This is a genomic window from uncultured Bifidobacterium sp. (genome assembly GCF_959020145.1).
Classification (GTDB): domain Bacteria; phylum Actinomycetota; class Actinomycetes; order Actinomycetales; family Bifidobacteriaceae; genus Bifidobacterium.
The window spans coordinates 1-5,803 of record NZ_CAUEQY010000056.1; the positions used below are offsets into that span (position 1 = coordinate 1).

Here is a 5,803-nt window from a genome sequence, read left to right on the forward strand (position 1 = left end):
TGCGCTGATGGTGCTCGGAGGGTGTGCCGCGAATCATGCGGCGCACGGGCTCGGTCATGCCGGCTACCGTACGGACGATTGATGGTCTCGCCGCGGCGGTCGTGGATACCGCGGCGAGGACTGGCGAGGTCAGCCGAGCAGCACCGCGATGATTGCGATGAAGATCGGTGAGGTCAGTGTCGAGAAGAGAATGCCGTCGCGTGCGAACGAGAGACCCACGTTGTACCGCGCCGCGTAGTTGTAGACGTTCTGCCCGGTCGGCAGGGCGGCGAGCACCACGCACGCGTACAATGTGGCGCCGCGGAAGCCCATCACGAAATACGACAGCAGGAACGCGATAATTGGCATCACGATGTTCTTCAATACCGCCACCGTGAACACCGCGGGAATATTCGACTTGTCCTGCAGCGGCTTCGTGCCGTGCAACGACATGCCGAATGCCATCAAAATCATTGGCACTGCGGAATCGCCGATCATGTCGATCGGATCGTAAATACAGTCCGGCACCACGAAATGACCGGTTTTTGCGGAAATCGCGGATACGGCGATGCCCAGCAGCGAACCGATAAGCAGCGGCTGATGCAGCGGCTGCTTCAGAATCTCCCTCGTGGAGACCTTGCCTTTGGTGGTCACATCGAGCACGGTCAGGCCGATCGGTGTGAACACCGCCTGTTGCATGACCAGAATCGGCGCGACCAAAGCGGGATTGCCCAGAATGTACGTGGCGATCGGCAGACCGATGTTGTTGGAGTTCAGATACAGCGAATTCAACGCGCCGATGGTGGCATCCGCCGCCTTCAGATGGAAGAACAGCCTATTGAGGATCAGAAACACCAATCCGACCAGCACGGCCGAGAAGAACGCCACAACAATGGAGGAGTGGAATATCTCGAAGATTCTCTCCTTGGACAGGATGGCAAACATCAGGCACGGGCTCGATACGAAAAAGCTGAACCTGTTGAGCACCATCTGCGCGGTAGGTCCGCCTATGCGCATGCGCGCGGCCGCGTAACCGGTGCCGATGACGATGCCAATGACGCAGAAGCCTTCCAATGCGCTTAACAGACCAGGCATGACACTCTTCCTTTCGCTCTCGGTCGTTGGTTTGGCCGCTATCCAGTGTTGCACCATGCATATGGATAACATCCGATCCGTCTCAAAAGCGTTGTCGAACGGCGATGTCGGTTCCGGTGGTGCTGGATAATGGGCGGTATGAACGAACTTGAGATTGGATTTTCCGCTTCCGCCACCAGGCAGGAGCAGCTGAACGAGCTGATGACCCAGATCATGGGAACCTATTCCGTGAGCGACGACGAAGGGCCGTTGACCGACGCGGTCGAAGCGTTTTTAAATAAACAGCAGCATCTGACAGTGCGCAGGCATGGCGATACGCTGGTCGCATCCACGAATTTTGGGCGTGAGCGTCGCGTGATCCTCGCCGGGCATCTCGACACGGTGCCGGTGATCGACAATTTCCCGCCGCGTTGGCTGGAACCGGGCGATCCGCTGATTCGCGAGGATGTTGCCGCCGGCCATGGGCGGGAGCGCGTGATATGGGGGCGCGGTGCCACCGATATGAAGGGCTCCGACGCGGTGATGATGTATTTGGCGGCCGCGTTGACGGATGCGAAATACGATCTGACATACGTGTTCTACGACCACGAAGAGGTTGCCGCCGAAAAGAACGGCCTACGCAAGGTGGTCGAGGCGCATCCTGATTGGATTTCCGGCGATTTTGCGATTATCGGGGAGCCAACCGATTGCGGTATTGAAGGCGGCTGCAATGGCACGATGCGTTTCGACGTGATCACGCACGGCATTGCGGCGCATTCGGCGCGTGCGTGGATGGGTAGGAACGCCATCCACGCGGCCGCTGAGATTCTGAGCCGGCTGAACGCTTATGAAAATCGTGCGATTGAAGTGGATGGCCTGACGTATCAGGAAGGCCTGAATGCCACGCTGATTTCGGGCGGCAAGGGCACGAATGTGATTCCTGATGAATGCCGCGTGCATGTCAACTACCGTTTTGCCCCCGACAAGTCGTTGGCTGAGGCGAAGGCACTGATGATTGGCGCGGATGCCGGTGCGGAATTGGGCAATGGCGAGCATGTTGCCACAGGTGGCGTATTCGAAGGCTTCGGCATTGAAATGAAGGACGAGTCGCCTTCCGCACGTCCGGGGTTGACGTCGCCGCTCGCGCAGTCGCTGGTGGAATTGGTGCGCGAGCGCACGGGGCGTGAGCCTCTGGCCAAGCTTGGCTGGACGGATGTGGCGCGATTCTCGATGCTGGGCATTCCCGCGGTGAATCTGGGTGCGGGCAGTCCGTTGCTGGCGCACAAGCATGACGAGCAGCTGCCGGAATCGGATCTGCTGCTGATGGCCAACTTGCTTGAAGACTGGCTGAAGTAGCTGTCTGCTGCCTTTTTCTGCCTCCTGTTTCTGCCTGCTATCGGCTGTTTGTTGTTTTCCGTCTTCTGTCTGCACGAGTCGGATCGGCTGTCTGCACGAGTCGTAATCTGTGTCTGCATTTCTCGCGAATCGTGATTTCTTTCGACTTGTGCAGACGGAGCAACGACTTGTGTAGACGGGGCCTGGGATTTGCGGGCGGGGAAAGCAGGCGGTGAGTTGCAGGATCCGGAAAATTTCCCGTCATGTCACGTTCCGTTGTTTTTTGTGTCATACTTATAGACGGTGGTTCTGCAAATCACCGATGCATCCGATGGCGTTGATCCCCTCGCGTGAAGTTCATGTGTGTCCGCGAGCGCTGGTGTCCGCCGTCGCATGATGAGGACTTTTGACGGAAGTTGCTTCCTACGGGCGCCATGATGCGCGGCCACGGTGAGAGCGTGGTGTGAGAACCGTATGAGGCCTAAGCGTGGGCGGCGCGATTGCAGCGTGTCGTCGAGGAGCCATTGTGCCTAATACCAGTGAGGGCTTCGATCAGGTCGAAGCTTCGGCATCGCCTGAGCATGCCGTGAATGTTGTGAAATTCGAGTCGGTCCAGTCCGATCCTGCCCCGCGTCGCCGTCGTGGCGGTCGTCGCGTGGTGCGTGGCGTGGGAGCTGCCGGTGCGTCCTTGGAGTTGAAGGTCGAGGAGCATGCTTCGGCTCCGCTGTTCGAGGAGCCGAAGTTGCCGGTTGCGCAACCTGCGCATGATACCGGTGATTCCGCCGATTCCGAGGGTATGACCCGTCCGACCCGTCGCCGTCGTCGTCCGGTCCAGTCCGATGATGATGTTCGTGAGATTGCCGACGAACGGCCGACGCGTTCTCGTCGCCGTCGTTCGGTGCAGGTTGAGGATGAGCAGGACGAGGATCGTCCGTCGCGTCGTCGCAGCCGTTTCGCCGATGATGCGGATGAGTACGATGAGATGCCGCGTCGTCGCGCTTCCGTCGATGATTCCCATGATGAGGAGTCGTCTGTGGAGCGTGCCTTGGATGCCGTCGATATGTTGCCGGAAGGTCATGAGGTCCGCCACAATCCGCGTCCGATGATGTCTCTGCTTTTCCAGGAGCCGGTTTTGCCGTCCGTTGCGGATTCCCGAGACAGGGCAGACGACGATCGCGACGATTCCCGTAATGACCGCGGCGAGCGTAATGATCGCAATGCGCAGGACCATGACGATGAGCAGGATGAGGATCGTCCGTCACGTCGCCGTCGCCGCCGCAATCGCGACGTTGCCGACGAAGAGCGTTCCGAAGACAATCGCAATGAACGCGATAATCGGGATAATCGCAATGATGATGCGGACAATGATGAGGAAGGCGGATCTCGCAAGTCGCGTCGTTCCCGTCGTTTGAACGCGCAGGAGCGTCGTGCCGCAGCTGAAGTCGAACAGATCGAAGAGGATTTGATCCTCGACGATATTACGTATGCGCCGATTGATGACGAAACCCGCAATCGTAATGACGATGATGACGACGAGCAGCCGACGCGCACCCGTCGTCGCCGTCGCAGCCGCGGCAATCGTGAGGAAGCCGACGAACAGCAGCGGGATAGCGATGAAGGCGAGTCCCGTCGTCGCCGTGAGGACGATGACGAGGATGAAGGCACGGTGACCCGTCGCCGTCGTCGCCGTCGTGGCGGTGCGAAGACGGATGAGGCGGAAGAGCCGCTCGTGCGTCGTTCCCGCAAGCAGCAGTACATCGACGAGATCACCGACGTCGAAGGTTCCACCCGACTTGAGGCCAAGAAGCAGCGTCGCCGTGACAATCGCCGTGAGCGCAGCCGTCAAAGCCAGCTCATGGAGCAGGACTTCCTGGCTCGCCGCGAGCATGTCGACCGCCTGATGGTGGTGCGCGAACGCGAACGCCACACGCAGATTTCCGTGATCGAAGACAATGTGCTCGTCGAACATTACGTGTCCGACATTCAGGAAGTCGCCACTGTGGGCAACATCTATCTGGGCCGCGTGCAGAACGTGCTGCCGAGCATGGAAGCCGCGTTCGTCGACATTGGTCAGGCGCGTAACGGCGTGCTCTATGCGGGTGAGGTGAACTGGGATTCCGCACGGTTGGAAGGCCAGCCTCGCCGCATCGAACTCGCGTTCAAGTCGGGGGACCCGGTGCTCGTGCAGGTCACCAAGGATCCGATCGGACATAAGGGTGCGCGACTGACCTCGCAGGTCACCCTTGCGGGCCGTTTCCTGGTGCTCGTGCCATCCGGTGGCATGACGGGCGTGAGCCGCAAGCTCAGCGAGCGTGAACGTTCCCGCCTGAAGAACATCGTGTCGAAGGTTGCGCCGAAAGACATGGGCGTGATCATTCGTACCGCAGCGGAAGGCGCCTCCGAAGAGGCGATCACCAAGGATCTTGAAAGCCTGGTGCGCCAGTGGGAACGCATCACCTCCAAGCGAGACGAATTCCTGCACGGCAAGCGTCCGAAGCTGCTGCAAGGCGAGCCGGACGTGGCGATCCGCGTGGTGCGAGACATCTTCAACGACGACTTCTCCAAGATGATCGTTGAAGGTGACCGCGTGTACGGCCGTATCGAGGAATACCTCGACACCATGGCTCCCGACTTGAAGGACAAGCTCGAAAAGTGGGATCCGGCCGAACATGAAGGCAAAGACGTGTTCGACAAGTGGCAGATCGACTCCCAGCTGCGCAAGGGCATGGAACGTCAGGTCTACCTGCCGTCGGGCGGCTCGATCGTGATCGACCGCACCGAAGCCATGACCACCATCGACGTGAATACCGGCCGTTTCATCGGCCGCGGCAAGAGTCTTGAGGAGACGGTGACCCGCTGCAACCTCGAAGCTTCCGAAGAGATCGCACGTCAGCTGCGCCTGCGTGACATCGGCGGCATGGTGATGATCGACTTCGTCGACATGGTCATGCCAGCCAACCGTGATCTGGTGCTGCGCAGACTGGTGGAATGCCTGGCCCGCGACCGCACCAAGCATCAGGTGGCCGAAGTCACTTCGCTTGGCCTGGTGCAGATGACGCGCAAGCGCATCGGACAGGGGCTGGTGGAAGCCTTTTCCGAGGAATGCCCGACCTGCAAGGGCCGCGGATTCATTCTTCACGACGAGCCGACCGTGTCCGCGGATTATGACGATCCGTACGCCCTGAAGGGCGGCGACCCGTTCGTCAAGACCAACAAGCATGGTCACGGCACGGACGTGCAGGTGCCGAAAGGCTCCTCGCCGGACGTGAAGGCCAAACTCGCGCAGATCGCGGCGGCTGCCGTGGCCGCCAACAATGCGGAACTGGGCGAGGAAGCATAGAAGAATAAATGATTATTCCGGTCTGTCAACCTGACACGCCGGAAACAGACTTGCGGTTGTACGCGGGTATGTGTA

Annotated in this window: 3 protein-coding genes; 2 read left to right on the plus strand and 1 reads right to left on the minus strand. The window is 59.7% G+C overall.

Annotated features, from left to right (window positions below):
- Positions 1-129: 129 nt before the first annotated feature.
- Entirely contained in the window at positions 130-1,074 is a 945-nt protein-coding gene (locus Q5H33_RS07930) for an AEC family transporter (RefSeq protein ID WP_117793708.1), read from the minus strand.
- A 129-nt stretch (positions 1,075-1,203) separates the two neighbouring features.
- Between Q5H33_RS07930 and dapE the strand changes: the two genes are divergently transcribed.
- A complete protein-coding gene (dapE, locus tag Q5H33_RS07935; protein WP_171842403.1) occupies positions 1,204-2,409 on the plus strand; it encodes a succinyl-diaminopimelate desuccinylase in 1,206 nt (401 codons plus the stop codon).
- Between the two features lie 502 nt (positions 2,410-2,911).
- Positions 2,912-5,728, plus strand: a complete 2,817-nt coding sequence (locus tag Q5H33_RS07940) for an Rne/Rng family ribonuclease (RefSeq protein WP_081291374.1) — start codon at positions 2,912-2,914, stop codon at positions 5,726-5,728.
- Positions 5,729-5,803: the final 75 nt, after the last annotated feature.